Below are 3,348 nucleotides of genomic sequence, written 5' to 3' on the forward strand. Positions count from 1 at the left end.
TTTCGACGAGCCGCGTCTCGATTGGTAGAAATGGGTGGAAAGAAATGGGGGCGGCAATGACGACTGTGGAGAGGCTGAATTAAGTGGCTAAAGACCTTGTGAATGTCAGCTTCGCGGACGTTTAGGCCCTTAGAACTGACTTCTTGTGTTGATGTCGTGTCGAGGCAGCATTGTGCCTGGGCCTACTATTGAAGATTGATGCCAGTTTGACCTGATTGTCATAGAAATTCAGACACTGATAGTTCTAGCTTTGGAGTTAAAGCAGTCATTCCTTATAGTATATTCTCTAAGAATCGAGTGCGTATTTGGTCTATATCACCATTTTTTTGCATTTTACGAAGCACTTTATCTAAAGGTTCAACTATATTGAGATTATTTTTATGCAAGTAATGATAAAGCTTTTCTGAATATAAGACTGGGCTGACAACTTTAACGTTCTCGAACGGTTCGGTTAGGAGAGCCTTCAACGCGTTAGCTTCAGGCAGTAAAGTGTATTTAACTCTCCCCAGAGCGACCATACTGAGAGCTTGATTGGTGTTAACAACAAAAGTGCACTGGATTTTATTATCTTCAACCAGCTTTTCTACTAACTTGACTCCTTTTACGCAAACAACGTCATGCCCAAGATCTTTAATCTTGCTTACTCTTTCGCTACTGTGTTTTCCAAGAGCAATTATATTAATCATATTGATTGCGGTAGGTACTGCATTTAAGTTGGGGTAGCTTGAATGCAGGTTGCCAATACGTGATACCTCCCCATCGAACATACCCATATTCGCAGACAATAAAGAGCGAACATTTGGAAGTCTATGGATTTCTACTTGATAACCGATCTTGTTGTATGCTTTTTTCAATACTTGGACTGATATGTCCTGAACAAAGGCATTTTCTGGAGCAGTCAATGCAATCACAGATTGAGGGTGCGCATTCGTGAACCCTAACGAAAATATGGCAAACAATAATAGCTTGGCAGCCAAATTCTTAATGATTTGATATTTCATAAGAAATGATATCCTTTCGCTTCAGGCATCCTCTAAGGTTAGCAATGTAATATGAAACCTGCCAATAACCAATCAATTCAAATGATCTGCAGATGAAACAAGTCAATTATGATCTGCCCATCACTTAGCGGTATCTGTTTATACGAAAGAGTTGCTTTTGCTTATTTTGAATCATTTAGCCAACGATCAAACTGGCTGTTTTATCCGTATCTAAATTGCGCACCTGAAAGGTGACTTAGCGGACTATAAGGAATCACGAGAGTTCAGCTCCTCCTTCCAAGCAGACAAACTTAGATATCCGTTAGCGGGAAATTTTAGATCTCAATAAGATATTCTGAGCCCTCATGAGATACCAATACCGCCAAAGCAGCACAGCAATGAGCGCTTCAAGAACAGCCATTCCTAACAAGCTTGTGTCTGAGCTGAAAAGCGGCAAAGCGATCAACCTAAAGCCTATTAGCCCTGTCGATACTATCGCTGCGAAAAAGACGGCGCCTTCCAAGTAAGGCTTGTAAAATGATGACAGTATCATTGCACAACCGATCCCTACTTGAAGCCCTCCATAGACAGAAAAGAATTCGGCAAGCCCCATCTCACTCTGAAAGTTTATCCCCAAGAAACTGGCGGACAATGTGGGATTTATCGCACACCACAGGCCCGAGGCAAGATATAAGATGCCAACGATTCGATAAGATGTATCGTAAAGTCGGGTAGATAACTTAGTTGTGGTCACTTAGAGTCCTCCATGGACGGCCTTCACAAACCATATAGTTTCCACAGTTTTTTGTACAGCCACGGCAAGGTAAGCGCGCCGCCTTATTTCCTTTATGTGTGCCGGGTTTAACCTGAAACTTACGCTCTTTCATCATATTGCCCTATATGGATTCATTAGAGTTCAAGACAAGACATTGGAATAGTGGTCAAAACGATTTACGAGCAGAACGCCTCAATAGATCACAATTGGCTTAGATTAAGCTCAATAGAGATTAGATATATACCGGCGCGATGTCTCAGCCGGGAGAAAGCGAGTCGTGCGTCTTTTGCCTCGCTCAAAACGAAAAAAACCCACACTAAACAGTGTGGGTATCAATACGCAACTAGGGTAGAAAAAGTGGCTTACTCAGCGAATACAAACTCACTCGCTACAGGGTAGTGATCTGACAAGTCCCAAGTGGTCCAGTGATCCCATTCAATACTACGAGGCGTCAGCATCTTGTTATGAGAATAAACTGGCGCTTGATGCTCGTTTGAATACAACACATAGTCTAAGTACTCATTGTATTGATCATCCGCATAAACATTCACAGGGCCTGCGTAAGAGTAAGGGTACTCGCCTAACGCTGTAGGTTCTGTTGCATTCATAAGCGATAAAAAGTCTACGTGCTCTTGTGGGAAGTTCACCTTATCGACGTTGAAATCTCCCGCCATCAGTACAGGTTGATCTGATGGGATGTTCTTGCTATCTACAAAACCTTTTAGCTGCGCTAGCTGAGAAAATCGAACCGCAATATCATCTGCTGTCGTGTAGGCATGCGTGTGGGTTCCAAACAGGTTATAGATTTTCCCACCCTTATCAATTTTCGCATAGTTCATGCCCTTAGACGCTAAGCAACCATCTGCTCGACATGCATCATAGACAACATCATCGTGATCAATAATCGGGTGACGACTCGCAATGAAAGAGCCACCTGTCAGTAACTTACCAAGCTTGAATGGAATGTCTGTCAGGTAAGGATATTCCTCACTGATCTTGCTTCTAAAATGTGCTGTCAGAACCGGGTCAAAAAGCTCCTGAAATACAACTGCATCGTAGCCTTTTACAAGCTCTGCGATGGTATCCAGGCGAGGATGTGTATTCTTTGAGGTAATACCGGGTAGCAGGTTCCAAACGTTATAGGTCAAAACCTTGAAGTTGTTATTGCTCTCTTCGCGCGTTTCTAGCTCAAAGTCGTTATCAATGACGTAGTGAATGTCATCACCTGAAACACGTGCGTATTCAGAACGATACGCTAGCGTAGAGGCCTTGCCATCGAAGTCTCGTGCAATCGTATGAATGTCACGATCATATTGCCAAGGGTCGTTCTCTGCAGACAACCACATGTAGCTGAAATTCCAATCCCTTGTGCATCAGTAATTGGGATATGGCGAATCCCCTTGTTACTCATAAGTTCCCTAGCATCCAACACTGAATGATGTTTACTTAGGGTGGTCACCTCTGTCGTCATAATATCTTCAAGACTAATCATTTAATGCTCCTGACTTAAATACGATTGTTTTGTTAGGAGCATAGTTCACTGCTATCAGAAGTGGCACTGTCAAATCCTTAGCGTTTGATATGGATCAATTT

At 42.6% G+C, this 3,348-nt stretch carries 4 protein-coding genes; 1 reads left to right on the forward strand and 3 read right to left on the reverse strand.

Annotated elements, in window-relative coordinates; genetic code table 11:
* Nucleotides 1-272 precede the first annotated feature (272 nt).
* Complete coding sequence (locus A3761_RS15650) at nucleotides 273-1,001, reverse strand: ABC transporter substrate-binding protein (protein WP_068553476.1); 729 nt, start codon at nucleotides 999-1,001, stop codon at nucleotides 273-275.
* 377 nt (nucleotides 1,002-1,378) lie between these two features.
* On the opposite strand from A3761_RS15650, the gene A3761_RS28790 reads away from it, so the two are divergent.
* Nucleotides 1,379-1,507: a hypothetical protein gene (locus A3761_RS28790; protein ID WP_255374950.1), complete on the forward strand. Its 129-nt coding sequence runs from the start codon at nucleotides 1,379-1,381 to the stop codon at nucleotides 1,505-1,507.
* Nucleotides 1,508-2,117: 610 nt separating this feature from the next.
* On the opposite strand, the gene A3761_RS15655 is transcribed toward A3761_RS28790, so the two are convergent.
* Entirely contained in the window at nucleotides 2,118-3,101 is a 984-nt protein-coding gene (locus A3761_RS15655) for a sphingomyelin phosphodiesterase (RefSeq protein WP_068553477.1), read from the reverse strand.
* Complete coding sequence (locus A3761_RS29050; RefSeq protein ID WP_082865199.1) at nucleotides 3,011-3,247, reverse strand: CBS domain-containing protein; 237 nt, start codon at nucleotides 3,245-3,247, stop codon at nucleotides 3,011-3,013. The genes A3761_RS15655 and A3761_RS29050 overlap by 91 nt, the downstream gene beginning before the upstream one ends.
* Nucleotides 3,248-3,348: the final 101 nt, after the last annotated feature.

The sequence above is a fragment of the Oleiphilus sp. HI0123 genome (assembly GCF_001635315.1).